Source organism: Bacillus haynesii (genome assembly GCF_001969855.1).
Lineage (GTDB): Bacteria > Bacillota > Bacilli > Bacillales > Bacillaceae > Bacillus > Bacillus haynesii.
Genome location: NZ_MRBL01000016.1, coordinates 234,993 through 261,385, shown reverse-complemented (window position 1 = coordinate 261,385; position 26,393 = coordinate 234,993). Strand labels below are relative to the sequence as shown.

Annotated in this window: 29 protein-coding genes; 27 read left to right on the top strand and 2 right to left on the bottom strand. The window is 47.3% G+C overall.

Translation table 11 applies throughout. The features are described from left to right. The first annotated feature begins 133 nt into the window (after positions 1–133). The 9 genes from BTA31_RS14200 (at position 134) to ypjB (ending at position 6,369) form a co-directional block, all read left to right on the top strand. Positions 134–1,408, top strand: coding sequence for a tetratricopeptide repeat protein (locus BTA31_RS14200; RefSeq protein WP_076792600.1), 1,275 nt, complete (start codon positions 134–136; stop codon positions 1,406–1,408). A gap of 68 nt (positions 1,409–1,476) precedes the next feature. After that, positions 1,477–2,016 (top strand): ReoY family proteolytic degradation factor, encoded by a 540-nt coding sequence (locus tag BTA31_RS14195; RefSeq protein WP_020451944.1) that lies wholly within the window; start codon positions 1,477–1,479, stop codon positions 2,014–2,016. Between the two features lie 82 nt (positions 2,017–2,098). Then, positions 2,099–2,545 carry a YpiF family protein gene (locus tag BTA31_RS14190; protein WP_076792598.1) on the top strand — a complete coding sequence of 149 codons (447 nt, stop codon included), beginning with the start codon at positions 2,099–2,101 and terminating at the stop codon, positions 2,543–2,545. A 146-nt stretch (positions 2,546–2,691) separates the two neighbouring features. After that, positions 2,692–3,198 carry a QcrA and Rieske domain-containing protein gene (locus BTA31_RS14185; RefSeq protein ID WP_003182954.1) on the top strand — a complete coding sequence of 169 codons (507 nt, stop codon included), beginning with the start codon at positions 2,692–2,694 and terminating at the stop codon, positions 3,196–3,198. 2 nt (positions 3,199–3,200) lie between these two features. Continuing rightward, a complete protein-coding gene (gene qcrB, locus BTA31_RS14180) occupies positions 3,201–3,875 on the top strand; it encodes a menaquinol-cytochrome c reductase cytochrome b subunit (protein ID WP_043929056.1) in 675 nt (224 codons plus the stop codon). Between the two features lie 32 nt (positions 3,876–3,907). After that, positions 3,908–4,675, top strand: a complete 768-nt coding sequence (locus BTA31_RS14175) for a menaquinol-cytochrome c reductase cytochrome b/c subunit (protein ID WP_043929054.1) — start codon at positions 3,908–3,910, stop codon at positions 4,673–4,675. Positions 4,676–4,710: 35 nt separating this feature from the next. Continuing rightward, positions 4,711–4,857 (top strand): hypothetical protein, encoded by a 147-nt coding sequence (locus BTA31_RS23050; protein ID WP_165569732.1) that lies wholly within the window; start codon positions 4,711–4,713, stop codon positions 4,855–4,857. Positions 4,858–4,927: 70 nt separating this feature from the next. Further along, positions 4,928–5,494, top strand: coding sequence for a lipoprotein heptaprenylglyceryl N-acetyltransferase LhaT (gene lhaT, locus BTA31_RS14170; RefSeq protein ID WP_422109660.1), 567 nt, complete (start codon positions 4,928–4,930; stop codon positions 5,492–5,494). Positions 5,495–5,568: 74 nt separating this feature from the next. Further along, on the top strand, positions 5,569–6,369 hold the full coding sequence (gene ypjB, locus BTA31_RS14165) for a sporulation protein YpjB (protein WP_076792595.1): 801 nt from the start codon (positions 5,569–5,571) through the stop codon (positions 6,367–6,369). 42 nt (positions 6,370–6,411) lie between these two features. On the opposite strand, the gene BTA31_RS14160 is transcribed toward ypjB, so the two are convergent. Then, positions 6,412–7,284 carry a YitT family protein gene (locus tag BTA31_RS14160; RefSeq protein ID WP_076792592.1) on the bottom strand — a complete coding sequence of 291 codons (873 nt, stop codon included), beginning with the start codon at positions 7,282–7,284 and terminating at the stop codon, positions 6,412–6,414. Positions 7,285–7,421: 137 nt separating this feature from the next. Between BTA31_RS14160 and BTA31_RS14155 the strand changes: the two genes are divergently transcribed. The 18 genes from BTA31_RS14155 (at position 7,422) to BTA31_RS14065 (ending at position 23,670) form a co-directional block, all read left to right on the top strand. Then, on the top strand, positions 7,422–7,760 hold the full coding sequence (locus BTA31_RS14155) for a nucleotide pyrophosphohydrolase (RefSeq protein WP_023857432.1): 339 nt from the start codon (positions 7,422–7,424) through the stop codon (positions 7,758–7,760). A gap of 12 nt (positions 7,761–7,772) precedes the next feature. Further along, positions 7,773–8,576 (top strand): 4-hydroxy-tetrahydrodipicolinate reductase, encoded by an 804-nt coding sequence (gene dapB, locus BTA31_RS14150; RefSeq protein ID WP_076792590.1) that lies wholly within the window; start codon positions 7,773–7,775, stop codon positions 8,574–8,576. A gap of 19 nt (positions 8,577–8,595) precedes the next feature. Then, positions 8,596–9,009, top strand: coding sequence for a methylglyoxal synthase (gene mgsA / locus BTA31_RS14145; RefSeq protein WP_043929049.1), 414 nt, complete (start codon positions 8,596–8,598; stop codon positions 9,007–9,009). Next, positions 9,002–9,703: a bacillithiol biosynthesis deacetylase BshB1 gene (bshB1, locus tag BTA31_RS14140; RefSeq protein ID WP_076792587.1), complete on the top strand. Its 702-nt coding sequence runs from the start codon at positions 9,002–9,004 to the stop codon at positions 9,701–9,703. Before mgsA ends, bshB1 begins: the two co-directional genes overlap by 8 nt. After that, on the top strand, positions 9,703–10,884 hold the full coding sequence (bshA, locus tag BTA31_RS14135) for an N-acetyl-alpha-D-glucosaminyl L-malate synthase BshA (protein WP_043929047.1): 1,182 nt from the start codon (positions 9,703–9,705) through the stop codon (positions 10,882–10,884). The genes bshB1 and bshA overlap by 1 nt, the downstream gene beginning before the upstream one ends. Continuing rightward, positions 10,844–12,037 carry a CCA tRNA nucleotidyltransferase gene (locus BTA31_RS14130; RefSeq protein ID WP_076792585.1) on the top strand — a complete coding sequence of 398 codons (1,194 nt, stop codon included), beginning with the start codon at positions 10,844–10,846 and terminating at the stop codon, positions 12,035–12,037. Before bshA ends, BTA31_RS14130 begins: the two co-directional genes overlap by 41 nt. Further along, a complete protein-coding gene (locus BTA31_RS14125; RefSeq protein ID WP_076792582.1) occupies positions 12,022–13,005 on the top strand; it encodes a biotin--[acetyl-CoA-carboxylase] ligase in 984 nt (327 codons plus the stop codon). The genes BTA31_RS14130 and BTA31_RS14125 overlap by 16 nt, the downstream gene beginning before the upstream one ends. A gap of 247 nt (positions 13,006–13,252) precedes the next feature. Further along, positions 13,253–14,086 (top strand): 3-methyl-2-oxobutanoate hydroxymethyltransferase, encoded by an 834-nt coding sequence (panB, locus tag BTA31_RS14115; protein ID WP_043929044.1) that lies wholly within the window; start codon positions 13,253–13,255, stop codon positions 14,084–14,086. Between the two features lie 2 nt (positions 14,087–14,088). After that, a complete protein-coding gene (panC, locus tag BTA31_RS14110) occupies positions 14,089–14,955 on the top strand; it encodes a pantoate--beta-alanine ligase (protein WP_076792580.1) in 867 nt (288 codons plus the stop codon). Beyond that, positions 14,955–15,338 carry an aspartate 1-decarboxylase gene (panD, locus tag BTA31_RS14105; protein WP_043929042.1) on the top strand — a complete coding sequence of 128 codons (384 nt, stop codon included), beginning with the start codon at positions 14,955–14,957 and terminating at the stop codon, positions 15,336–15,338. Before panC ends, panD begins: the two co-directional genes overlap by 1 nt. Before the next feature lie 123 nt (positions 15,339–15,461). Further along, positions 15,462–18,254: an ATP-dependent DNA helicase DinG gene (dinG, locus tag BTA31_RS14100; RefSeq protein WP_076792578.1), complete on the top strand. Its 2,793-nt coding sequence runs from the start codon at positions 15,462–15,464 to the stop codon at positions 18,252–18,254. Positions 18,255–18,405: 151 nt separating this feature from the next. Next, a complete protein-coding gene (locus tag BTA31_RS14095) occupies positions 18,406–18,576 on the top strand; it encodes a YpmA family protein (protein ID WP_003182913.1) in 171 nt (56 codons plus the stop codon). 9 nt (positions 18,577–18,585) lie between these two features. After that, positions 18,586–19,071 (top strand): cell wall elongation/penicillin-binding protein regulator TseB, encoded by a 486-nt coding sequence (gene tseB / locus BTA31_RS14090; RefSeq protein WP_043929039.1) that lies wholly within the window; start codon positions 18,586–18,588, stop codon positions 19,069–19,071. Positions 19,072–19,092: 21 nt separating this feature from the next. Beyond that, positions 19,093–20,277, top strand: coding sequence for a pyridoxal phosphate-dependent aminotransferase (locus tag BTA31_RS14085; RefSeq protein ID WP_043929038.1), 1,185 nt, complete (start codon positions 19,093–19,095; stop codon positions 20,275–20,277). A 148-nt stretch (positions 20,278–20,425) separates the two neighbouring features. Next, entirely contained in the window at positions 20,426–21,718 is a 1,293-nt protein-coding gene (asnS, locus tag BTA31_RS14080) for an asparagine--tRNA ligase (protein ID WP_043929037.1), read from the top strand. A 74-nt stretch (positions 21,719–21,792) separates the two neighbouring features. Further along, positions 21,793–22,491, top strand: coding sequence for a DnaD domain-containing protein (locus tag BTA31_RS14075; RefSeq protein WP_076792576.1), 699 nt, complete (start codon positions 21,793–21,795; stop codon positions 22,489–22,491). A 16-nt stretch (positions 22,492–22,507) separates the two neighbouring features. After that, the gene (nth, locus tag BTA31_RS14070; RefSeq protein ID WP_076792839.1) at positions 22,508–23,170 is read left to right on the top strand and encodes an endonuclease III; all 663 of its coding nucleotides are present in this window, start codon (positions 22,508–22,510) and stop codon (positions 23,168–23,170) included. Beyond that, positions 23,167–23,670 carry a YpoC family protein gene (locus BTA31_RS14065; RefSeq protein ID WP_076792573.1) on the top strand — a complete coding sequence of 168 codons (504 nt, stop codon included), beginning with the start codon at positions 23,167–23,169 and terminating at the stop codon, positions 23,668–23,670. The genes nth and BTA31_RS14065 overlap by 4 nt, the downstream gene beginning before the upstream one ends. A gap of 20 nt (positions 23,671–23,690) precedes the next feature. Here the strand turns inward: BTA31_RS14065 and BTA31_RS14060 are convergent, their stop codons facing one another. Next, the gene (locus BTA31_RS14060) at positions 23,691–26,360 is read right to left on the bottom strand and encodes a penicillin-binding protein 1A (protein WP_076792570.1); all 2,670 of its coding nucleotides are present in this window, start codon (positions 26,358–26,360) and stop codon (positions 23,691–23,693) included. Between the last annotated feature and the right edge of the window lie 33 nt (positions 26,361–26,393).

The window sequence follows — 26,393 nt, the reverse complement described above, 5'->3', positions numbered from 1 at the left end:
CTGCTTCCATACAGCTTTGCGGGCAACATATTTGCCGGAAACCGCCGCGTGAATTATGATAGTAAGTAACTCACCGCGTTATCCCGGCTGATACGGCCGGCGATGAATTGACGAAAGAAAGGGACGTTTAGATTTGAATACTTCGATTCAAGAAGCCATAAAATTAGTTGAAGCAGGCCACCCGGAAAGCGGATTGAAAAAGCTTGCTGATATCGAGCCTGACCTTCATGATGAAGACAAAGCCATAGTAGCCCAGCTGTATTACGAATGGGGAATTGTCGATAAGGCTATCTCCATCGTGAATGACCTTCATGAACTGTATCCGGATGAATCGGAACTGACCTGCTTTTATGCCGAACTCCTCATCGAAACCGATCAGGAAGAAAAAGCGCTCAGCGTGCTCGAAACGATTCCGGAAACAGACGAAGCGTACCCGCAATCCCTGCTTTTAATGGCTGACCTCTATCAGATGCAGGGGCTGTTTGAAGTCAGCGAGCAAAAGCTGTTGAAGGCGGAAGCCATCCTGCCGGATGAGCCGGTCATCGATTTTGCTTTGGGAGAGCTGTATTTCACTCAGGGAGCTTACGGAAAAGCGGTCCGTCAATTCAAAAAAGCGGCCGAAGAAGAAGCCGTCATCGGCGGCGTCAATGTGTACCAAAGGTTGGCGGAATCATTGAGTTCTTCCGGAGCGTTTGAAGAAGCGCTTGAATGGTATGAAAAAGCCGTCAAGGAGAACCCGGAGCCCAACACACTGTTCGGGTTTGGTTTTACGGCGCTGAAAGCGGGGTATCCTAAAACTGCGATTAAACAGCTGACAGAGCTGAAGGAAATGGACCCTGCTTATTCTTCGCTTTACAAGCCTCTGGCAAACAGCTATGAAGCAGAAGGGCTTTATGAGGAGGCATTCGAAACGGCAAAAGAAGGAATCCGTGTCGATGAGTTCAACAAAGAGCTTTATCTTTCTGCTGCAAAAGCAGCTTTAAAAACGAAAAGGCATTCGGAAGCGAAAGAACTGCTTCGTGAAGCGCTGGCGCTGGACCCCGGGTATCTGGAAGCCGTCCATACCCTGCTTGCCCTGTTTCTTGAAGAGGAAGACGATGAGAGCATCATTGAACTCGTTCAGGAAGTGCGCAAATACGGAGAGGATGATCCGAAGTTCAGCTGGCATCTGGCATCGGCATTCGCCCGGACCGAAGCGTACGACAAAGCCCGTGAGGAATATGAGAACGCATTTTTGCACTACCGGGATGATGCCGATTTCCTTTACGAATATTCCATGTTTCTGCTTGAAGAAGGACGGCAGAAAGAAGCGCTGCCTCTGCTGAAAAAACTGGCAGAGCTCGACCCGGCAAACGAGGAAGTCCAGGAGACGATTTTCAGAATCGAAGATGAAAATTCCTTTGAATAAGCAGGATATGATCGGTTTGTGTGGAATTTATAAAGTAATACACAAGATGCGATAGAGGAGGGAATAACATGCAGACCCCTGTTTCTGTCAATGAAAAAAAAGATTTTATCCGCTGGTTTCTCAACCATTATCAGCTGAAACGAAGAGAGTGTGTATGGATTCTGAATTATTTAATGAGCCATGACTCGCTGATGGAAAAAGTGCATTTTGTCGAGCAGGCCGAATTTTGTCCGAGGGGCATTATCATGTCTACCCACTGCGTTGAGGAAGTGCCTTTTCGTTTTTATAAAGAAAATGTCATGACGACCGATGCAGAAAAATCATTTCATGATATCAGGCTGAATAAGCAGCAGGATCTTTTTATCCAGCTGAACTTCCGCTCAGCCTATAATTCTCCGGAATATGCGGCTGTACTCGAAGCCAATCCGCATATTCCGAAAGACCTATATGAAAATGAAAAAGATAAAATTGTCGCTGAACAGATTTTGGAGCATTCCATTTCCACTTTTCAGAGACAAAAGCTGCTGCGGGAAATCGATGAAGCGCTTGACCGCCAGGATAAAGAAAGCTTCGAAAAACTAGCTAAACAACTGAGCCAGCTGCGATAATCCGCTGCCAATCAAGCCTTGCCGAGAGCAAGGCTTGTTCAGCTCCGGAGAAAGCGCTGTCAAAACGAGGAGGCCGGAAGCCGTGAAATGGAATACGCACGATGCGGATGTTTACTTGAACGCGAAAGAATACATCGATACAGCTGTCATCCCTTTAATATCGGTTGACTTGGGAGATCAGTTTAAATCGGCCGTATCAAAAGGGGAATTTACGTCTATACTTGCAGAGGAACTCGAAAGGCAGCTGAAGGGCAGAATCTATCTGTTTCCGCCCTGTACATATTTAGAAGCGGATGAAAAATCGGCGCAGCATATCGCCGATTTGAAAAAAATGGCCGAAAAACATTTTCGCCACATCGTTTTTTTAACGACGGATGAACGCTGGAAGCAGGTGCTCGAAAGCGAGCAAAAGCTGCTGTGGGTTCCGGCGATTCCTCTCGAACATATGAAGGATTCGTTAAAGCAGAAGCTGATGGAAGATCAAATCGAGCAAATATTGAACATTTTGTTACAATATTGGAACTCTTAATAAAAACACTTACATTTCCTTTGTATAATGATTTTGGGAATGTTGACCTTCCTAAAATATTGATATATTATGAGGGTGTCCTAGTTTCATGAATTTTTTTCTATTTCAGTTATATTGTAGCTGGGGACTTGAGGGGGGATATGAAGATGAGCGAAAAAAGACATCGGGTATCCAGACGTCAGTTTTTAAACTATACGCTGACCGGAGTCGGCGGCTTTATGGCGGCGGGGATGCTCATGCCTATGGTTCGCTTCGCGCTCGATCCGGTTTTAAGGCCGACTGAAGATCAGGACATGGTTCAGGTTGTCAGCGTTGACGAATTGACAAATGAACCGCAGCGCTTCGATTTTAAAATCAAACAAGTGGATGCCTGGTACGAATCGGAAGAATCGAGATCAGCGTGGGTTTTCAAAAGTGGGGACGAAATTGTAGCTTTATCACCGGTTTGTAAACATTTGGGGTGTACGGTCAACTGGAACAGCGATCCTAAAAATCCGAATAAGTTCTTTTGTCCGTGCCATTACGGACTTTATGAAAAGGATGGTACCAACGTGCCCGGAACTCCGCCGCTTGCTCCTTTGGACCGCTATGAGCAAGAGGTTAAAGACGGCTACCTTTACTTAGGGAAAGCCAAGCCGAGGAAGGATGGGTGATCATGCTAAACAAAATTTATGACTGGGTGGATGAAAGACTTGACATTACGCCGCTCTGGCGGGACATTGCCGACCATGAAGTTCCTGAACACGTAAACCCGGCTCACCATTTTTCAGCTTTCGTGTACTGCTTCGGGGGATTGACGTTTTTCGTTACGGTGATTCAGGTGCTGTCCGGCATGTTTTTGACGATGTATTACGTTCCGGATATTAAAAATGCCTGGGAATCTGTTTATTATTTGCAAAATGAAGTGGCGTTCGGACAGATTGTAAGGGGAATGCACCACTGGGGTGCGAGCTTGGTCATCGTGATGATGTTTCTTCATACGCTCAGGGTTTTCTTCCAGGGAGCTTATAAGAAGCCGAGAGAGCTGAACTGGATTGTCGGCGTTTTGATCTTCTTTGTCATGCTCGGTTTAGGTTTTACAGGCTACCTTTTGCCTTGGGATATGAAAGCTCTGTTTGCGACAAAAGTAGGTTTGCAGATTGCTGAGGCGACGCCGCTGATCGGCACGGAAATTAAAACATTGCTTGCCGGTCATCCGGATATTGTCGGCGCTCAGACGTTGACGCGCTTTTTTGCCATACACGTCTTTTTCCTGCCAGCCGCTCTGTTCGGACTGATGGCTGCACACTTTATCATGATTCGCAAGCAAGGAATTTCTGGGCCGCTGTAAACGAGCGACTCAATTGAGAAGGAGGGGATGGCATGAAAAGGGGAAAAGGGATGAAGTTTGTCGGTGATTCACGGATCCCGGCGGAAAGAAAACCGAATATTCCAAAAGATTATTCCGAATTTCCAGGGAAAACGGAAGCGTTCTGGCCGAATTTCCTGCTGAAAGAATGGATGGTCGGGGCGGTTTTCCTTGTCGGTTTTCTCGTGCTGACCATCGTGCATGAGCCTCCGCTCGAGCGGATGGCAGATCCGACCGATACCGGCTACATACCTTTGCCAGACTGGTATTTTCTATTTCTTTACCAATTGCTGAAATACGAATATGCTGCCGGACCGTATACGGTGGTCGGCGCGATTATTATCCCGACAATTGCATTCGGAGCGCTTTTATTGGCGCCGTTTCTTGACAGAGGCCCTGAGAGAAGGCCGTTTAAACGCCCGGTTGCCGTAGGGTTGATGCTTTTGGCAATTGCAGCGACGGTTTTCTTAACATGGCAGTCCGTTGTCACTCACGACTGGGCCGCTGCTGAAGAGCAGGGTAAAATCAAGGAAGAAGCCGATATTGATACGAGTGCAGCAGAGTATAAGATTTATCAGGAGCAGGGCTGTATCTCGTGCCATGGAGACAACATGCAGGGAGGAGCGGCAGGCCCGTCTCTCGTTGATAACGGCTTGTCTCCGGAAGAGATTGCGAAAATCGCCAAGGAAGGAAAAGGCGAAATGCCTGCCGGCGTTTTTAAAGGATCTGACAAAGAGCTTGAAGAACTGTCTAAATTCATCTCCGAAACAACGGCGAAATAAAACGGTTGTCAAGTTGATGAAGGCAGGCTATACTCTTGATAGAGCTGGAGCTGACGCCAAGTCAGCCTCTCGGGCTGTCGACGATGTCGATGGCCTTTTCAATTTTGACCGCTGCTGATCGTGAACCGGCACGGAAGCTGGAGACGCCGCTTCTTGGCAGGCGTTTTGCGGTCAATCTGTGAAGCTGACCCGGCGGCGGCTTTTTTTATTTAAAGAGACTGTGAGTTGATTGCTTTGAAACTGATTTCCTATATGCTCGTTCAAAAGCCGATGATTCTGCTGCTTTTGATCATTAATTTCTTCGGTACGGTTTACGGGTACTACTGGTACCTTCCGCAGCTGACGAATACGCCTGCAAAATTTCTGATTTTCGTACCCGACAGCCCGACAGCGACATTGTTCTTTTTATTTGTTCTCATCGGACTTTTATTGGGAAGGAATGCTCCTCTCTTTGAGGCGCTTGCGCTTGTTACGCTTGTCAAATACGGGCTGTGGGCGGTTGTGATGAATATTCTCGTGCTTGTGGTGACCGGAAGCCTTCATTGGACGGGGTATATGCTGATCGCATCGCACTTCGCAATGGCTGTGCAAGGCGTGCTGTACGCCCCTCATTACCGGTTTAAAGGGTGGCATTTGGCACTTGCGGCTGTTTGGACGCTGCATAACGATGTCATTGATTACTTGTTTGGAATGATGCCGAATTATTCAATGCTCGATCAATATATGCCGCAGATCGGCTATTTTACATTTTGGCTCAGCATCGCTTCGATCGGTTTGGCCTATTACTTGGTCTTGTCCCGAAAAGCTTTTAAGCTGTAACACTGCTTCACAATCTTGGTCTAACCTTGTCCCTCTCTTCATACGCTTTAATAGAAGGAGTGGGAGGGACCGTAATGATACGAAAGGTGATCCTTTGCATGATGCTTGCGCTTGTTTTTCCTGCGGCCGGTTTGAAAGCGAAAGAATCATCGGCTTTGCAGGAATTGACGGAACTGTCAGATACGGTATTCCAGCTAACAAGGCAGTCTCAATATGAGGAAGCGGTACAAATTCTTCAATACTTTGAAAAAAGGCTGAAAGCAGCAGAGAAAGACGGAACAGAGGAGATGATGACAGGCTCGGAAATCCGCCAGGTCAGTCTGGCCTACCATGATACGCTGAAAAGGCTGGAAAGCGAAGAGGTCGCACAGCAGGAGAAATTTAAAGCCGCTGCCCAGTTTAGAATGCTGATGGACGCCATTGAATCTGACCATGATCCGTTGTGGAGCAGTTTAAAAAAGCCGATCATGGATTCTTTCAGCGCTTTGAAGGCCGGGATTCAGAAAGAAGACAACTTGACATTCAGGGAAAAGTGGAATCATTTTTTATCCTTGTATGATACGATTTACCCAAGCTTAACGATTGATGTTTCGCCAAAGCAGTTAAAAAGCGTCTCCAACCATATTGCAGTCGTGGAAAACGGGGGCTTTCAGCAAATGACGGAAAGCAGCAAGCTGGAAAGACTGACGCTTTTGGAAAAAGATTTGGAAGATGTGTTCGATCAAGTAGAAGAAGATGATGCAGACCCTTCCCTGCTATGGGTCATCCTGACGACGGGAAGCATTATCCTCTCGACGCTGACATATGTCGGTTTCAGAAAGTATAAAGCCGAAGAGGACAAGCGCAGAAAAAGAGAAAAAGATTGGCCGAAATAAGAAGCTCCGCTGATCGCGAGCTTCTTTTTTGCTGATCTTCAATCAGCGGGTGATGGGATTTTTGTTCTCATCAAGCGTAAAACCTTCTCCAAGAACGTCGTGTACGTCGCTGACGGCTACAAAAGCGTGCGGGTCGACCGAGGTAATCACGTTTTTCAGCTGGAAAACCTCATTTTTCGGAACGACGCAGTATAAAACGTCCCGCTCGGTTTTCGTATAAGACCCCTGACCTTTTAAAACCGTGACGCCTCTTTCCATTTCTTCAATGATTTTTCGCTGAATCTGGTCGTTCTTTTCAGAGATGATGGTGGCGCCTTTTGCGGCATAACCGCCTTCCTGCATAAAGTCGATGACCTTTGAGGCGACAAATACGGCAACAAGCGTGTACATCGCTTCCTTATAGGAAAGGTAAAAAATAAGGGATAATGTAATGACGCAGGCGTCAAACACAAACATGGCTTTGCCCATCGGCACTTGAAAATATTTGTTGATCAGCCGCACAATAATATCGACGCCGCCCGTTGTTCCGCCGTATCTGAAAATAATGCCCAATCCGGTTCCGATAAACACGCCTGCAAAAAGAGCCGCGAGCGCAAGATCGTTTTGAAGCGGCATATGAATCTGGAAGCGCTGAAAAATCCACAAAAACACCGACAGGCTGACTGTGCCGAGAATGGTATATGAGAAGACTGTTCTGCCGAGGAGTTTCCAGCCGATGAAGAAGACCGGGATGTTCAGCACCAGATTGGATAGGGAAGGATCGATGTTAAACAGGAAATAAAGCAGCAGGGTAATGCCGGTAAAACCGCCTTCCGACAAATTGTTCTGCATATTAAAATGAACGAGTCCAAAGGAAAAAACAGCGGCGCCTGCTAAAATAAACAGGATGTTCTTCAGTCTGATGTCTCCGAACATAAAAAAACTCCTTTCCTTCCATAAGCTGGCGTTAATATTATAGTGTATCCGTTTTAAAACAGCAAACCCGTCTTAAACATTTGTCAAACTTGTTTGAATTCGCTAACATGTAAGAGATGACAGGAGGTTTTGTCAGCATGACGAAAGAAAAAACGATGAAAGATATACAGCGTGAGGTTGACGAATATATCGGCCAGTTTAAAGAAGGCTATTTCAGTCCGCTTGCCATGATGGCGAGGCTGACGGAAGAGCTTGGCGAACTGGCCAGGGAGATCAACCATCATTACGGCGAAAAACCGAAGAAAAAAACCGAATCGGAAAAAAAGATCGATGAAGAAATCGGCGACGTATTGTTTGTTTTAGTTTGTCTTGCGAATTCGCTTCATATATCATTGGATGAAGCGCATGATATGGTCATGGAGAAGTTCAACACCCGTGACAAAGACCGCTGGACAAGAAAAGAAGAAGGAAAGTAGAGGAGAATCAAGATGCAAAAGGATACCATTAAAATCGCAATAGCAGGACCGCGCGGAAGAATGGGAAGCGAAGCGGTCAAACTTGTTGAAGATACCGCACATTTTGAGCTTGTCGGTGCAATCGACCGTACATATAACCGTGAAAAGCTGTCAGATGTGATGATGTCAAGTTCAGATGCCGTCATTTACACTGACATCACCGAATGCTTTTCAGAAACGGCTCCGGACGTTCTGATTGATTTGACAACGCCGGAAATCGGCAAGCTACATACAAAAATCGCACTGGAGCACGGCGTCCGTCCTGTTGTGGGAACGACAGGATTTTCTGAGAGCGACTTGAACGAGCTTATGGAACTGACCGATGAGAAGGGAATCGGAGCCATTATCGCGCCAAACTTCGCGCTCGGAGCCGTGCTGATGATGAAGTTTTCGCAAATGGCTGCCAACTATTTTACCGATATTGAAATCATTGAACAGCATCATGATCAAAAACTTGACGCACCAAGCGGAACGGCCTTGAAAACGGCGGAAATGATTTCGGCTGTTCGCGAAGCGAAAACGCAGGGGCACCCGGACGAAAAGGAAATTCTGCCGGGAGCAAGAGGCGCCGATCAAAACGGAATCCGTCTCCACAGCGTTCGTCTGCCGGGATTGATCGCCCATCAGGAAGTGATGTTCGGCGGAGACGGCCAAACCTTGAAAATCCGTCATGATTCATACAATCGCGCATCTTTCATGTCCGGTGTGAAACTGGCTGTTGAACAAGTAATGAAAATCGATCAGCTTGTCTACGGCCTTGAAAATATCATAGAGTAACAAGAAGGGGGAAATCGCTTTGAAAATCGCCTTAATTGCCCATGACCGAAAAAAACAGGATATGATTCAGCTGACGACCGCTTATAAAGACATTTTAAAAAAGCATGAGCTGTTTGCGACAGGAACGACAGGTTTAAAAATCACTGAAGCGACAGGGCTGCCCGTCGAGCGCTTTCAATCGGGGCCGCTTGGCGGAGACCAGCAGATCGGCGCTTTGATCGCGAAAAATGACATCGACCTTGTGATTTTTCTGAGAGACCCGCTGACGGCCCAGCCGCACGAACCAGACGTGTCAGCTCTTATCCGCTTGTCTGACGTTTATGCCATTCCGCTTGCCACCAACATGGGAACGGCGGAAATCTTAATCCGATCTGTCGAGGAAGGCGCGTTTGAATTCAGAAACATTATCCACGGCAGGGATTGCGATGCTTGATATACTGGCTTTCGGTGCGCACAGCGATGATGTAGAAATCGGCATGGGAGGAACCATTGCCAAATATACTAAAAAAGGCTTTCAAATTGGAATCTGCGATTTAACCCAGGCTGAACTGTCTTCAAACGGAACAGTCGAAACGAGAAAAAGTGAAGCGGCGCTGGCCGCCGAAATTCTCGGCGCCAGTCCGCGGATTTCCCTCACGCTGCCGGACAGGGGCCTGTTTCCCAGCCAGGCGGCGATCAGGGACGTTGTTGCCGTCATTCGGAAACATAAGCCGAAGCTTGTCTTTGTTCCTTATCCGAAGGACCGGCATCCCGATCACGGGCACGCAGCGGAAATCGTCGAAGAAGCGGTCTTTTCCGCTGGAATACATAAATACGAAGATGCAGAAAAACAGCCGGCCCATAAAGTCCAAAACGTGTACTACTATATGATCAACGGTTTTCACAAACCTGAGTTTGTCATCGACATTTCCGAAACGATCAATCAAAAAAAGGAAAGCCTTGCTGCTTATCAGAGCCAGTTCACCCGTTCCCGGCAGTCGGTTGAAACACCGCTGACGAACGGATATATTGAAACGGTCGAAGCCAGGGAAAAGCTATTGGGAAAAGAGGTCGGCGTCGCATACGCGGAAGGGTTTTTTTCAAAGCGGACTCTTCTGTTAAACAACGATTTATTTGGGGGCGGATGATGAAACAGTTAAAAATCGGAATCACGTGTTATCCGAGTGTCGGCGGATCAGGAATTATCGCCACCGAGCTCGGCAAACTGCTTGCGGAAAAAGGACATGAAATTCATTTTATTACATCAAGTGTTCCGTACAGGCTCAATAAAGTGTATTCCAACATCTATTTTCACGAAGTCGAAGTCAATCAATATGCCGTGTTTAAGTACCCGCCGTATGATTTGGCTTTGGCCAGCAAAATGGCGGAGGTGGCAAAGCGGGAACAGCTTGATGTTCTGCATGCCCACTACGCGGTGCCTCACGCGATTTCCGCTTTTTTAGCGAAGCAAATGCTGAACGGAAACATTAAAACAGTCACAACGCTGCACGGCACAGATATAACCGTTCTCGGCTATGATCCGTCATTAAAAGACCTGATCAAGTTTGCGATCGAATCGTCTGACCGCGTTACCGCGGTTTCTTCGGCTCTTGCCGCGCAAACGTATGATCTGATCAAACCGAATAAAAAAATCGAAACGATCTATAATTTTGTGGATGAGCGCGTGTATTTACAAAAACAGGAGCATCATTCGTTGAAAGAGCAGTACGGCATTGCGCCTGATGAAAAAGTGATCATCCACGTATCCAATTTTAGACAGGTGAAGCGCGTGCAGGACGTCATCCATGTATTCAGCCGCATTGTCAAACGAATGAAATCGAAGCTGATTCTCGTCGGCGACGGGCCTGAAATGACCGTCATCTGCCAGCTTGTCAGACAGCTCGGATTAAAAGATGACGTTCTTTTCCTGGGCAAACAGGACAGCGTAGAAGAGCTTTACGCCATCAGCGATTTAAAGCTGCTTTTGTCCGAGAAGGAAAGCTTCGGTTTAGTGCTGCTGGAAGCGATGGCCTGCGGCGTTCCGTGCATCGGCACAAATATCGGCGGGATTCCTGAGGTGATCAAAAACGGTATATCCGGTTATTTGGTCGATGTAGGAGACATTGAAGGCGCAGCTAGTAAGGCGCTCCATTTGCTGACTGATGAAAGCCTGCAGCGACGATTCGCTGAAGCGGCTCTGCAAAGCATCAAGGAGCGCTTTTCTTCCGACAAAATCATCGCGCAATACGAGGAAATTTATCAACAATTAACAGACTGGGAGTGTGACAATGGAGGATCTCTTTTTGAAGGCTCTTCCTCTCCTTCGTGAGCTGAAAAAACACGGCCGGCAGGCCTACTTTGTAGGCGGTGCCGTCAGGGATGCCCAAATGAACCGGGATGTCGGTGATATTGACATCGCTACAGATGCATCCCCGGAAGAAATTGAAGCCATTTTTCCGAAAACCGTTGATGTCGGAAAGGAACACGGAACCATCATCGTCCTCTTTGAGGGAGAATCCTATGAGGTGACAACTTTTCGCGCTGAGCTTGAGTACGAGGATTACAGAAGGCCGAGCGGCGTTCAGTTTATCAAATCGCTGAAGGAAGACCTGAAGAGGCGGGACCTGACGATTAATGCCATGGCGATGGATGAACAAGGCAGGCTGATCGACTATTTCGGCGGACTCCGCGACATACGGGAAAAATTGATTCAAACGGTCGGCGACCCGGCGGAGCGCTTTCACGAAGATGCGCTTCGCATGCTGCGGGCGCTCCGTTTTATGAGTCAGCTCGAGTTTGAGCTTTCTCCAAATACAAAAAAAGCGATTTGCGAAAACCGTCTGCTTTTGGCTCATATTTCTACAGAGCGGAAAACGGTTGAATTCGAAAAGCTTTTGAAAGGAAAAGCAGCGGACCGGGCTCTGGAAGCGGCGGCCGAAACAGGGCTTTACAAGGAGCTTCCTGGGCTGGACGGGAAAAAAGAGCGCGTTCTGGCTGCCATGGCTTTTCCTTTTCATCAACTTCAAAAAAGAGCCGATATATGGGCGGCTTTCATTCATATGATATCGATCGATTCCGCTGAAGCGCAGCGGTTTTTAAAAGGGTGGAAGCTGCCGGGGAAAGTCATCAAACAGGCGCTCCTGACGGCTGAACGGATCGATCAAAAATGGGATGCCGTCTCGATGTATGAGGCGGGGGAAGAGACGCTGCTGTCCGCTTCCGCCATTCGCAGCTTGAGGGACAAGCAGGCAATCGATGAACAGCGGCTGGCTGAAATCAGACAGTCGTACCGTGCGCTTCCGATTAAAACCCTGAAAGACCTGGCGGTGTCTGGAAGCGATTTGCTGAATTTCAGAAACAAGCCGGCCGGGAAATGGGTGTCCGATGATTTGAAACGGATTGAGCGGGCCGTGTTAAACGGGGAGCTTGCCAATCAAAAAAAAGCCATAGAGGAGTGGCTGGATTCATGCAGTCAAATTTAAGAAAGAAACTCATTCAATTGTTTACAGAAGCCGACGGCGAATTCATTTCAGGCCAGAAAATCAGCGAAGAGCTCGGATGCTCGAGAACCGCCGTTTGGAAGCATATCGAAGATCTGAGAAAATCGGGATATGAACTTGAAGCGGTCCGAAAGCTCGGCTATAAAATGATAAAAAAACCTGACAAAATCACCGAAGATGAAATCAGGCTCGGGTTAAAAACGAAAAAAATGGGACAAACCATCCATTTTCAGGATGTCGTTTCATCCACTCAAAAAATCGCCCATGAACTGGCAAACAACGGTGCGCCGGAAGGAACGATCATCGTTGCCGACAAGCAGACAGAAGGAAGGGGAAGAATGGCGAGAGCATGGCATTCCCCGGAAGGAAACGGCATTTGGATGAGCATCATTTTAAGGCCTGAAATGCCCGTGCAAAAAACGCCGCAGCTGACGCTTTTAGCCGCTGTCGCGATCGTTCAGGCAATCGAAGAGCAAACCGGCATCGCAGCCGAAATTAAATGGCCGAACGATATTTTGATCAACGGCAAAAAAGTGGTCGGGATCTTAACCGAACTGCAGGCGGAAGCGGATCAGGTCCATTCCGTCATTGTCGGAACGGGGATCAACGTCAATCAGCTTGCTGGCGACTTTCCGGAAGAATTAAAAGAAACAGCGACAAGCCTTCGTCTCACAAGCGGTGAAAAAATCGACAGAGCGGCATTGATTCAAACAATAATGGCAATTTTCGAAAAAAGGTATGAAGACTATCTCGCCTACGGTTTCGAACCGATCAAGCTTTTATGGGAGAGCTACGCTTTGTCCCTGAACCGCGAATTGACGGCCAGGACGCTGAACGGAACGTTTCACGGCAAAGCGCTGGGAATAGACGAAGAAGGCGTCTTGATCCTGGAAACGAGTGACGGCATTAAAAAAATATACTCCGCCGATATCGATATTAATCCGTCATAGTTGGAAGGACCCGAGCGTTTTTGGTATACTTCGGATGGGCAGTATCCTCTGGGAACTGCACCTGGAAAACATGCAACTCATAAAAAACAGTCTGCCTTGATCCAAAAAGGACTGGGACAGAGGGATGATTCTTGCCGAACACGGACGATTCAAAATCCTTCTCCTTGCTGGAAGGTTTTTTTGCTGTCCGAAAAGATGCAGATCAAGCACGGCAGCTCATCTCCTCTGAAAAAGAGGAGGAGAAAACATGAAGACAAAGATTGATTTTCTAAAAATGAAACAAGAGGGAGAGCCGATCGTCATGCTGACGGCTTACGATTATCCGGCGGCAAAGCTTGCCGAACAAGCCGGCGTCGATATGATCCTTGTCGGCGATTCGCTCGGCATGGTGGTGCTCGGCCTTGACTCGACCGTATCTGTAACGGTCGCTGATATGATCCACCATACAAAAGCCGTCAAACGCGGGGCAAAAGATACGTTTGTTGTGACAGATATGCCATTTATGTCTTACCATTGCTCTTTGGAAAGCGCTCTGAATAATGCTGCGGCGATCGTTCAGGAAAGCGGAGCCGATGCATTGAAGCTTGAAGGCGGCGATGGTGTGTTTGAGACGATCACGGCTTTAACACGCGGCGGAATACCTGTTGTCAGCCATTTAGGCTTGACTCCTCAATCCGTCGGTGTCTTAGGAGGCTATAAAGTTCAGGGGAAAGATGAAGAAAGCGCCCGCAAACTGATTGAAGACAGCAGGCGCTGTGAAGAAGCAGGCGCGATTGCGCTCGTTCTCGAATGCGTTCCGGCAGCGCTCGCTGAACGGGTTTCAAAGGAGCTCACGATCCCTGTCATCGGCATTGGAGCAGGCGCGGGTACGGACGGACAGGTTCTCGTGTACCACGATGTGGTCGGACACGGAGTGAGCCGAACGCCTAAATTTGTCAAACAGTATGCGCAAATCGATCAGCCGCTTGAAAAAGCGCTTCGGGGATATGTTGAGGATGTCAGAAGCCGCGTGTTTCCTGAAGATGCTCATTCGTTCCGTATCGATCAGCAAGTTCTCGAAGGATTATACGGAGGGAAATAGGCATGATTCAGATCCATACAGCAAAAGATATACAAAACTTAATGAAAAATTACCGCAAAGAAGGCAAAACGATCGGTTTTGTGCCGACAATGGGCTTCCTTCATGAAGGCCATATGTCGCTTGTGGAAAAAGCGCGAAAAGACAACGATATTGTCGTGATGAGTATTTTTGTCAATCCTATGCAGTTCGGTCCGGGAGAAGACTATGAAGCGTACCCGAGAGATATTGAAAGAGACCGGCAGCTTGCGGCCGACGGCGGAGTGGACGTCTTGTTCACTCCTGAGCCTGAAGAAATGTACGGCCAGGAGCCGACGGTTACCGCAAGCGTGAAAAAGCGGACGGCTGTCCTTTGCGGCCGTTCACGGGAAGGGCATTTCGACGGTGTCGCAACAGTGCTCACAAAGCTGTTCAATCTCACGTCTCCGACAAGGGTTTATTTCGGTATGAAGGATGCGCAGCAGGTTGCCGTTGTCGACGGGCTGATCAACGACTTTTTCATGGATATTGAGCTGATCCCGGTCGAAACAAAACGGGAAGAAGACGGGCTCGCCAAAAGCTCAAGAAATGTCAACCTGCGAGCTGAAGAACGGCAGGAAGCACCCGCTCTCTATCAAGCCCTTCAGCGCGGCGCCGAGCTGATCCGCGCTGGAGAGAGGGACCCGGAGGCTGTTAAGCGGGAGGTTCGGAGCATTCTTGGAAAAACGAGCGGTGTCATTGATTATGCGGAGATTTATTCATATCCCGATCTGGAGATGAGGGAACCATTGACTGGAAAAGTCATCATAGCGGTTGCCGTTCAGTTTTCCAAAGCCCGCTTAATTGATAATATCATCGTCGATATCCCGGCAGATCAAAAGGAGGATTTGTGATGTACCGTACGTTAATGAGCGCAAAACTTCACAGAGCGAGAGTGACGGAAGCCAACTTGAACTACGTCGGCAGCGTGACAATTGATGAAGATTTGCTGGATGCCGTCGGAATGATGGCAAATGAAAAAGTGCAAATTGTAAATAATAATAACGGGGCCCGGCTGGAAACGTACATTATTCCCGGTGAAAGGGGGAGCGGCGTCGTTTGTTTAAACGGAGCTGCCGCCCGCCTTGTCCAAGAAGGAGATGTCGTCATCATCGTATCTTATGCCATGATGTCTGAAGAGGAAGCAAAGACCCATAAGCCGAAGGTTGCCGTTTTGAACGAGAGAAACGAAATCGAGGAAATGCTGGGTCAGGAGCCAGCCCGTACCATTCTGTAGCCCCCTTGCCTTTAGGGGGCTTTCATATCGTTTAGAAAGAGTAAAAGGTGAAGCTTTTCCCCCGCACTTTTCTAAAACGTGTTACACTTTTGTCGAAGGTATCGAAATTGAGGTGTCCATTGAATGAACAATCAACGATATGTGGTCATTGATGTGGAAACGACAGGGAATTCGCCGAAAAAAGGCGACAAAATCATTCAAATTGCAGCGGTTGTGATTGAAAATGGACAAATGACCGAACGTTTCTCCAAATATGTGAATCCCAATCAGCCGATTCCCGCTTTTATCGAGCAGCTGACGGGAATTTCGAATGAAATGGTTGAAAATGAAGAACCATTTTCGGCGATTGCCGAAGATATTTTTAAGCTGCTTCATGACAGCTGTTTTATCGCTCATAACATTCATTTTGATCTTGCTTTTGTAAAGCATGAGCTGCAGCTGGCCGGCTTTGGTGAACTTGAATGCAGCGTTCTCGATACGGTGGAGCTTTCGAGAATCGTTTTTCCGGGCTTTGACGGCTATAAATTAACTGAACTGAGCGATGAGCTTCAGATTCGCCATGAAAACCCGCACAGGGCTGACAGCGATGCAGAAGTGACCGCTTTGATCTTTTTACATATGATGGACAGACTGAAAAGGCTGCCGCTTCCTGTTTTGAAATCAATCAGACGTCTGTCCTGGCATTTGATCAGCGACGCGCAGGAGCTTTTTGACGGCTTGATTGCTGAAAAAGGCGCCGATGCTGAACTTGAGGCCGGCTTTATGAAGGTCGGTTCCTTTGTGATCAGGACCCCTGAAGGCGAGGATGAAGAGGCCGGTCATAAGAGCCGGGTCTCACAGACAGAGCCGCTCATTTGGGAAAAAGACGGAGGGCTTTCTTCATTGGACGACCGGTTTGACAAGAGAGAAGGACAGACAAAAATGATGCGGGAGGTCTGGACCGCTTTCCAAAATCATGAGCATGCTCTGATCGAAGCTGCTACTGGAATCGGAAAAACGCTCGGATATCTCGTGCCGGCTGCACTCCACGCCAAGCAAACAGGCAAGCCGGTCGTGATCAGCACATATACGACATTGCTTCAGCAGCAGATGATAAACCGCGATATCCCGCTTTTGGAAAAGATTTTTCCTTTCCCGGTAAAAGCCGCGGTTTTAAAGGGACGCTCCCATTATTTATCCATTCGCAAGTTCAAGCATATTTTACAGGAAGATGATGACAATTATGATAGCGTCCTTGCAAAAGCGCAAATTCTTGTCTGGCTGACAGATACGGAAACAGGCGATTTATCCGAAATTAACCTACCGTCAGGCGGAAAGCTTCTCTGGGACAGACTGGCGTATGATTCGCATTCATATGCGGAAAACAGCAGCATAAGGAAATTGTGTTTTTATGAGAGAGCCAAAGCGCGGGCGCAGAAGGCTGATATGATCATTACCAATCATGCGCTTCTGTTGACTGACGAAGCCAATCAACGAATTCAAACCGGTGATGCCGATACGTTTGTTATTGATGAAGCCCATCAGTTTGAACGCGCGGCGGGCGAGCAGTATGGTGCAAGAGCAGACTATGTCTTTCTCCATAAAAGATTGATGCGGCTCGGCACCCTCAAGCAAAGGGGGATTTTGAAAAAAGCCGAACGGCTCTACCGGTCCGCAGGCATTTCATCAGAATCCTTTTTCCAAATGGACGAATGGCTCGCTCAGCTTCTTGAAGAAAGCGATCTATTCTTTACGGCTGTTCATTCTTTTGTCAAGCGGAGGAAACCAAGAAACGATCTAAACCGTCTCTTATATAAGATCGGCGAAACCGGTGAAAGCAGAGCATGGAACAGGCTTGAAGAAGGCGCAAGAAGACTGTGTTCCATGCTGTATGACATGCATCGGCTGTTTACGGATCAAAAGAAAAGCCTCGCTGAAAAACAGGCTTCTTTCACCAGCCGCCAGGCGTTTTTGTTAGACGAATACGATTCGTGCATAAACGACCTTGAAGAATATCGAAAGACGCTCGGCCGCTTGATGTTTGACCCTGTCGAAGATGAGGTCGTCTGGATTGAAATTGACGCGAAGGGTGCTAAAAACGCCGCTGCCATTTACGCTCAGCCGCTTGATACCGGTGAAATTCTCGCCGACCGGTTTTTCACCGAGAAAAAAAGCGTTGTGCTCACATCGGGGACGCTTGTCGTCGAAAATTCATTTGGCTATATGATCAAAAAGCTCGGTTTAAGCGATTTCTATCCGAGGACCTTGCAAATCGAGTCGCCTTTTTCTTATGATAAGCATATGAACATCATGATTCCGACGGATGTCAGCCCGATTCAAAACGATCCGGGAGACTATATTCAGGATGTCACGCGTTACGTCAAGGCGCTTGCAAAACAGAAAAACGCCAAAGTGCTCGTCCTGTTTACGTCTCATGATATGCTGCGAGACGTCTACCATACAATAAAAAATGAGGAAGACTTTCCGTGTCAGCTCCTTGCTCAGGGGATTTCCGGCGGAAGTCCCGTTAAGGTCATGAAATTGTTTAAATCGTATCCCCATGCGGTTCTTCTCGGAACGAACCATTTTTGGGAGGGTGTTGACTTTCCGGGTGACGAGCTGACGACGCTGATCATCGCAAGACTGCCGTTCAGACCGCCTGACCATCCGGTTGAATCAGCCAAATGTGATCGGGCAAAGAGAAGGGGAGAAAGCCCGTTTCAAGCGGTATCTCTCCCGGAAGCTGTCCTGGCTTTCAGGCAGGGGATCGGCAGGCTGCTCCGCTCAGAGAAAGACAGCGGAACGGTCGTGATTCTTGACCGCCGCATCCGAACCTCTTCCTACGGCACGGTGTTTATGAAGGCTCTGCCCCCTGCAAAAGTCATGGAGCCTACATTCCTTGAGCTTGAAGCCTACATAGCCGGGTTAAACGGCTAAAAGCCGCATAAAGCGGCTCTTAAATGGTGTGGATTAAGGTTTTATTTTTTGGCTGTTTATTTAAACGGTTATCCCGTTGTAACAACTAGTATGGCTTTTGGCACAAAGAGTATGAATTACAATTATTGTTTCGTTCGGAGGTATTTGAAAAATGGAAAACAAAATCGAAATTCTATCTACCGTAAGCGTCGAGCATTCAGAAGACCTGTATAAAATCGTTGACCTTTTGAACCGCACACTCAAACGTGATGATCTCATGTTCGGCCTCGCTCTCGATGAAGAAGATCAAAAACAGGCCATTTTTACGATTTATCGTACTTAGGAGCAGAAAATGGGCAAAAAAACATTAATTTTCATACTGATATTTGGTATTATCTTTTTAACAGCACTTCTTGCGGGAGCGAATGTCTACCGTACGGCAATGGATCAGAAAGAAAGCGGCCACGAGCAGGCTGCCGAAACAGCCAAGCAGGAAGCAGGCTTAAAACAAGTTGACAGCGTGGAGACGTTTGTCGGAAAAGAAAAGCAGTACATTGTCACAGGGGCAGACAAAAAAGGCGATAAAATGTATGTTTGGGTGCCTGCTGACAAAAAGCAGAAAACGATTTACAAAAAAGCATCAGACGGCATTACCGGCAGCAAAGCTGCAAAAGCGGTTCAGGATGAAGGCCTGATGTCTGAGCTTAAAGAGGTGCACCTTGCAAGGGAAGGCAATGTTCTATTGTGGGAAGTTACATACTTAAATAAAGATGGGCAGTACAGTTTAAGCTATGTGGACTTTATAAACGGAAAAATTCACAAAAATATTACGCCTTAGACGAAACAGGGGGAAATCGAGTTGAATCTAGCTAAAAGAGTATCAGCGTTAACACCATCTGCAACATTGGCAATCACTGCAAAAGCAAAAGATTTAAAAGCGGCAGGGCACGACGTCATTGGTCTTGGTGCAGGAGAGCCGGATTTTAATACGCCTGAGCACATCATTGAAGCGGCAGTCCGTTCGATGAATGAAGGACATACCAAATACACACCTTCCGGCGGTCTTGCGGCGCTGAAAGACAGCATCCGCGATAAATTCAAGCGCGATCAGGGAATCGAATACAGCCAATCTGAAGTTATCGTGTGCACAGGTGCAAAGCATGCTCTTTACACCCTATTTCAAGTGCTCCTCGACGAAGGGGACGAAGTGATTATTCCGACTCCGTACTGGGTCAGCTATCCTGAACAAGTCAAACTTGCTGGCGGCAAACCGGTGTTTGTGGAAGGCCTTGAGGAAAACAGCTTCAAGATTTCTCCGGAACAGCTTGAAAAAGCTGTCACGGAAAAAACGAAGGCTGTGATCATCAATTCCCCAAGCAATCCGACAGGCATGATGTATACGGAAGAAGAGCTCAAAGCTCTCGGTGAAGTTTGCCTTCGCCGCAACATTTTAATCGTATCTGATGAAATTTATGAAAAGCTGATTTACGGCGGAAAAAAACACGTATCCATTGCACAGCTTTCTCCAGAACTTAAAAACCAAACCGTGATCATTAACGGGGTTTCCAAGTCACACAGCATGACCGGCTGGAGAATCGGATATGCAGCAGGCAGCGAACCGATCATTAAAGCGATGACGAACCTTGCCAGCCACAGCACGTCAAATCCGACATCTGTTGCTCAATACGGAGCCATTGCCGCTTACAATGGGCCAAACGAGCCTGTTGAAGAGATGAGAAAAGCTTTTGAAGAACGGCTGAACAAGGTGTATGAACTGCTTGTTGACATTCCGGGATTGACATGCCTGAAGCCTGAAGGGGCCTTCTACTTGTTCCCGAATGCAAAAAAAGCGGCAGAATCGTGCGGCTTTTCAAGCGTTGATGAATTCGCTGAAGCGCTTTTGGAAGAAGAAAAAGTTGCGATCGTCCCTGGTTCAGGGTTCGGTGCACCGGACAACATCCGTCTGTCGTACGCGACATCCCTGTCACTTTTGGAAGAAGCGGTCGAACGCATCCGCCGCTTTGTCGTGAATCGCAGCCGCTAGTTACAAAAAGCGTCCGCAGGCGGACGCTTTTTTCATGCACGTCAGCTGCATTGACCTGATCGATTTAAAAAAGGTATAATATACGTTATGGACGTCAGAAAGAATGAGGGCTTAACCGAATTCTTTCGTGTTTTGGAGGGAAACGATAGTGAAAACAACAATAAACCAAGTGTACAAGCATGTTGGTGAAGAAGTAACAATCGGCGCTTGGATCGCCAACAAACGTTCAAGCGGCAAAATTGCGTTTTTGCAGCTTAGAGACGGGACAGGCTTTATCCAAGGAGTCGTCGTCAAAGCGGAAGTGGACGAAGAAATATTTCAAACCGCTAAATCTGTCACACAGGAAACATCATTATATGTAAAAGGCGTCGTTAAAGAAGACGAGCGTTCGCCTCTCGGCTACGAGCTTGCTGTTACGTCGCTTGAAGTCATTCATGAAGCGACAGATTATCCGATTACACCAAAAGAACACGGAACAGAGTTTTTGATGGATCACAGACATTTGTGGCTCCGTTCAAAACGGCAGCATGCAACGATGAAAATCCGCAATGAGATTATTCGCGCTACATACGAATTTTTCAATAAGGAAGGCTTTGTTAAAGTCGATCCTCCGATTTTGACGGGAAGCGCTCCTGAAGGAACGACAGAGCTTTTTGCGACAAAGTATTTTGACGAGGATGCCTATCTCTCGCAAAGCGGCCAGCTGTACATGGAAGCTGCTGCAATGGCTTTAGGAAAAGTCTTTTCATTCGGGCCGACTTTCAGAGCTGAGAAATCAAAAACGAAGCGCCATCTGATCGAATTCTGGATGATTGAACCGGAAATGGCGTTTGTCGAATTCAATGAAAACCTTGAAGTTCAAGAGAACTATGTCTCTTTTGTCGTCCAAAGCGTGCTTGAAAACTGCAAAATCGAACTGAATACGCTCGGCAGAGACACTTCCAAACTGGAGCTTATCAAAGCGCCTTTCCCAAGAATCACGTATGATGAAGCGCTTCAGTTCTTAAAAGAGAAAGGTTTTGACGATATTGAATGGGGCGATGATTTCGGCGCTCCTCACGAAACGGCGATCGCTGAAAGCTATGACAAGCCGGTATTTATTACACACTATCCGACATCATTAAAGCCGTTTTATATGCAGCCTGCACCTGACAGGGAAGATGTCGTATTGTGCGCTGACTTGATTGCGCCTGAAGGCTACGGTGAAATTATCGGCGGATCTGAACGGATCCATGATCTTGAGCTTCTCGAAGCGCGCCTGAAAGAGCACGGTTTAGAATCTGATGCTTATCAATGGTATGCAGAGTTGAGAAAATACGGCTCAGTTCCGCATTCAGGATTCGGGCTCGGACTTGAACGGACGGTTGCCTGGATTTGCGGCTCTCCGCACGTCCGCGAAACGATTCCGTTCCCAAGACTCTTAAATCGCTTATATCCTTAAGAAAAAAGTCTCCTGATTGCAGGAGACTTTTTCACAGTCATCCATGATATACTGGAAGGTAAGAGGTGTATCGAATGAAAAAACAGCACTTTATTAAGATGCAGGATATGGGGTCTGTCACCATTCCGAATCTGCTCTTTTTGAACTACCGGGGGCTTGGCTTAAACGAGACAGAGTTCATGCTGCTCTTAAACATTAAAATGCATGTTGAAAGAGGTTCCTTTTTTCCGACGCCGGAGGAATTAAGCAAGACGATGTCGATTGAAACCGAACAATGTATGAACATGCTGAGAATGTTCATTCAAAAAGGCTTCATCTATATAGAAGAATGCGAAGACCAGAACGGCATTAAGTTTGAAAAATATTCGCTCGAACCTCTCTGGGGCAAGCTGTTTGAGCTTCTTGAAATGGACGAGCAAAAAAAACTCGCCGAACAGAATGAAGGCGAACAGAAGAGCCTTTATACGATCTTTGAAGAAGAATTTGCACGGCCGCTGTCTCCGCTGGAATGCGAGACGCTCAGCATCTGGCTTGACCAGGATCATCACGATGCACAGCTGATCAAACAAGCTCTCAAAGAAGCCGTCATATCAGGAAAGTTAAATTTCCGCTACATTGACCGGATTCTGTTTGAGTGGAAGAAAAACGGCGTTTCAACAGTCGAACAAGCCGTCAACTACAGCCAAAGATTCAGGCGGAAGACCCCTCCGCGGCAAAATGAGCAAAAGGAGTATACAAGACAAGTTCCTTTTTACAATTGGCTTGAACAATAAAGTGAAAGGTGAAGACATGCTAACAAAAAAACAGATCAAGTTTTGTTTAGAAACAATCGGTGAAATGTTTCCGGATGCTGAATGCGAATTAGTCCATGACAATCCGTTTGAACTTGTCATCGCCGTCGCTTTATCGGCCCAGTGCACAGACGCGCTTGTCAATAAAGTGACGAAAACGCTTTTCAAAAAATATAAAAAGCCCGAAGATTATCTTGCTGTTCCGCTTGAAGAGCTGCAGCAGGATATCAAATCGATCGGCTTATACCGCAACAAAGCAAAAAATATTCAAAAGCTCTGCAAAATGCTGCTCGAAGAATACGGCGGTGAAGTGCCGAAAGACCGCGATGAGCTGGTGAAACTTCCAGGCGTCGGGAGAAAAACCGCCAATGTCGTCGTTTCCGTTGCATTCGGGGTTCCTGCCATTGCCGTCGACACCCATGTAGAAAGGGTTTCAAAAAGGCTCGGCATTTGCAGATGGAAGGATTCGGTCGCGGAAGTCGAAAAGACACTGATGAAAAAAGTGCCTGAATCAGAGTGGTCCGTCACTCACCACCGCTTGATCTTTTTCGGGCGCTATCATTGCAAGGCGCAAAGGCCGCAATGTGAAGAATGCCCGTTGTTTTCTCTGTGCAGGGAAGGGCAAAAACGATATAAAAAAGGGTTGGTGAAGCTGCCGTGACAAGCGTTTCACTGTTGGACGAATACGAAAAAAAGCTGCGGAAGAGAAGGCCGGAATCCGGCGAAAGGCTTGACGTTCTTTTGGAAAATCCGCTCTGCTATGATTTTTTTCAGGACGCCGGAGAGGACAAGCCGTGGGAGCATGCGGAAGAATGGGTCCCGCTTCTGTTTGCAGCATGGGAACGCACAAAAGAAAAGCTTCTGCCCGTCTTTAAAACGAGAAAGTCAAGGTGCAGCCAGGATGATATGCTGAACGGGGTGTGCTGCTTGATCGCAAGCTTCCACTGGACGATGGGGGAGCCTGTCAAAAGTCTTAACTGGGAGATCATCACCCGTAAGGATTTTGGAGCCAAGCCGATGAACTGGACGGAACGCCTCGAGTTTATCCTGCTGAAACCGACGCAGTATCATTGTTTTATTCAGCTTGACGAATTGTTTACGGAAATGAAAAAGCAATTTTATAAATATATTGCCATCAATCATAAAAAAGCCACTCACTAAACTGTGAGTGGCTTTTTAGATCAATTGTTTCCGGTTGATTGACCATTGGAATTTGTTTGTTGATCATCTGTGTTGCTGTCTTGATCCGGTTTTTTGTTTTTGTCTTTATTCTGATCTTTGTTTTGATCATCGGCGTCATCATCTTTTCTGCCGTCTGTATTTCCCGGATTTTGATTGTTTTGATCCGGATTGCCTGAATTTTGATCATCCGGCTGATTTGAATTGCCGTTATTTTGTTTGTCTTTGTCCTGATCATCATCAGCATCCTGTTTCTTCTCGTCATCCTCGTTTTTCTTTTCATCGTCCGCTTTTGACTCATCCTCTTCAGCCGCGTTGACTTTAAGCGTCACAGAAGCAGGATCGCTTTCACCATCTTCGGTAACGGCCGTGACTTGGAATCTGTAGACGGATCCTTCTTTTGCATTCGGTATGACGGCTTCTTTCGCGCTGCTGCTTTGAACTTCGCTGTATCCGCCTCCGTCAACAGACTGTTTGACTTTAAAGGATACATCATCGTCTCCGGAGTATGACCATGAAAGTTTAATGCTCTTTGATGCTTCATCATACTCTGCGCTCAAACCTGACGGCTTGTCGGCATCTTCTTTTTCTTCATATTTTTTCGAAACGGTCGTCGGCTGTGTGCCTTTTACAAAGTACTCAGTGACTTTTTTATCGCTAGGCGTGTTGCTGCTCGCGAGCACCGGCGGGTTCGAACCTTTTAGAACGGTCGCTTCAACGACGCTGTCAGGCTTTTCAAATGACCCGCTGCCGTTGTCAACCTCGGCAATCAGCTTTTTAAACAGGAGCTTGGCGACTTGCTGTTCGCTCGTGCTCAGCGAATTGAAGCCTTCTTTACCGGTCCAGACCGCTGCCGTATATTGCGGCGTATAGCCGACGAACCATGAATCTCTCGCTCCGTTTCGATTTATGCCGTGTTTTCTAATGTCGTCCTCGGTAAAGTTCGTCGTACCCGTTTTACCTGCTACAGTAACGCCATTGACTTGGGCGGCTGTTCCTGTTCCTCGCTGAACAGCGCTTTTCAGCATATCCGTTATCATAAATGCGGTGTAATCGCTCATGGCAGCCTTTGATTCAGGCGTCAAATCAAGTTTTGTGCCATCATTGAATTCCACCGCTGTGACGGTGTGCGGCTCATTGTAGTAGCCGTTGTTGCCGAATGCGCTGTACGCTCCGGCCATTTGCAGAGGCGACACACCGTTTCCGAAGCCGCCGATTGCATAAGCTTCCACTAAATCATCTGAATTTATGTTAAGACCAAGGTTGCCTGCGAATTTTACAATATTGTCTTTTCCAGCTGCCTGGAACGCTTTTAAAGCCGGGATGTTTCGAGAATCGACAAGTGCCTCTCTCATCGATATCCAGCCTCTGTATCTTCTGTCATAGTTGTTAATCGGATCTCCAGTTGAATACGTGTATGCTTCATCGTTAATCTGTTCATACGTCGACCATTTCTTGTTCTCAATGACAGGGCCGTAGTCAAGGATTGGCTTAATCGTTGAACCAGGTTGACGTTTCGTATCTACTGCATAGTTAAAGTCGCCTGCTTTCCGGTCGCGTCCGCCGCCAAGCGCGCGGATTTCTCCGGTTTTTGTATCAAGCAATGTAAGGCCTGCCTGCATTTTTTCGGTATACTGAATCGAATCGCCGTCCATCAGCTCATCCACATAATCCTGTGCGTCTGTATCAATCGTCGTGTAAATCTTCAGTCCGTCCGTTCCCGGAGTGACGTTCGCTTTTTCTTTCACTTCAGCGACGGCCTGCTCGATAAACGAGCTGTATTTGTTTGACGTTGATTTTGCGTATTCCTTCGGAGAGACAAGGCCTTTTGTGACGGCTACATTTTTCGCTTTGTTGTATTCTGTGTCTGAGATAAAGCCGTGTTTATTCATCAGGCTCAACACGACGTTGCGCCGTTTCTCGGCTTTTTCCGGATGTTTGATTGGGTTGTAGTTATTCGGACTTTGCGGCATGCCGGCAAGCGTTGCGGCCTGCTCGACCGTCAAGTCGTTTAGATCTGTAACCCCGTAGAACTGCTCAGCCGCTTTTCCGACACCGTAGGCCTGCGGCGAGAAGTAAATCCGGTTTAAATACATTTCAAGAATTTCGTCTTTTGAATATTTTCTTTCCAGCTGGAACGAAAGCCAGACTTCCTGGACTTTCCGTTTCAGCGTTTTTTCATGTGACAGAAGGGAGTTTTTGACGACCTGCTGTGTGATCGTACTTCCGCCTTCAGAACCGAATCCGCCTTCAAAGTTTGCCAGAAGCGCCCCTCCGATCCGGATCGGGTCCACGCCGTGGTGGTCATAGAAACGGGCGTCTTCCGTTGCAAGAAATGCGTTTTTAACGGAATCCGGTATGTCTTTAATCGACACGTACGTCCGTTTTTCCGAACCGATTTCGGCGATTTCTTTTCCGTTTTTGTCATAGATGGTAGAAGAGTACGGTGTTTTCAGTTTTGCTTCATCAAGGGACGGCGAGTCCGCTACCATCACGGCAAAAGTGACGCCCCCGGCAATCAAGCCGATAACACCGATGATTAAAATGGATAAAAGAATTTTCTTAAATAATCCTGCTTTTTTCTTTTTCTTGGGTTTAGAATGAGTATTAGACCTGCTTTTGTCCTGCTGGGCTTTTCGCCGTTCCTGGCGGCTGTTAAATTGATCTGACATAACATCTCAACCTTTCGTAGTTAAACCTTTCCG